This window comes from Acidovorax cavernicola, assembly GCF_003581445.1.
Genome location: NZ_QXMN01000294.1, coordinates 1 through 737 on the forward strand (window position 1 = coordinate 1; position 737 = coordinate 737).

Here is a 737-nt window from a genome sequence, read left to right on the forward strand (position 1 = left end):
GTGCAGGGGCCGACGCTGCGCGCGATGTCCGCGCCGCGCGCCTGCAGCAGCGCTTTTTCGGTGCGTGTCGGGTAGTACTCAGGCAGGCGCGTGATGGCCTCGAACAGTTCGCAGCCGCGCTGGTCGTAGAAATACTTGGCGCAGATGCGCGCCGGCGTGCCGCTCAGGTCACGGGCAAGCGTCTGGCGCGCAGCGGGTGCCGGCGGCGCTGACACCGATGTCGGTGCCTGGGCATCGGCGGAAGCAACGGAGAGCAACATGTGCGCGGACCTTCCCGAAAAAGCAGCAAGAACGCCTGCGCGACCAGCCGATGCCGGTTCCGGGGCAGACCCTGGCTCAAGCCTAGCCATGCGCGCCTACGCTTCGGGTAGGACAGGAGCGCATGCAACGCGCGCGCCAGACAGGTGCGGCAGCGGTGGGCGCGGGCTGCGGATTGACCCACTGCGGCGTTAGAGCCATCATCGGCATCAGGTACGGGGGCCCGGCACCAGCGGACCGCCGACATCGCTTTCTTACGGGAGACTGCCATGAGCGAACGTCTGACTGCCGGCGAAATCTGCACGCGGGAAGTGGCCATTGCCTATCGCCATACCGATCTCGTGACCGCGGCCCAGCTGATGCGCGAACACCATGTGGGCGCGCTGGTCGTGATCGATGAAACCCAGGGCCTGCGCACCGTGGCGGGCGTGCTCACCGACCGCGACATCGTGATTTCCGTGGTCGCGCCCGAACTGGCG

Annotated in this window: 2 protein-coding genes; one reads left to right on the forward strand and one right to left on the reverse strand. The window is 67.7% G+C overall.

Annotation, left to right across the window (positions count from 1 at the left end; genetic code table 11):
- Positions 1-260 (reverse strand): L-histidine N(alpha)-methyltransferase (locus D3H34_RS34460; RefSeq protein ID WP_167481330.1); only part of this gene is annotated, 260 nt, incomplete at its 3' end.
- Positions 261-527: 267 nt separating this feature from the next.
- Here D3H34_RS34460 and D3H34_RS33240 point away from each other — a divergent pair.
- Positions 528-737: CBS domain-containing protein (locus tag D3H34_RS33240; RefSeq protein WP_119558913.1), on the forward strand; the 210-nt coding region annotated here is incomplete at its 3' end.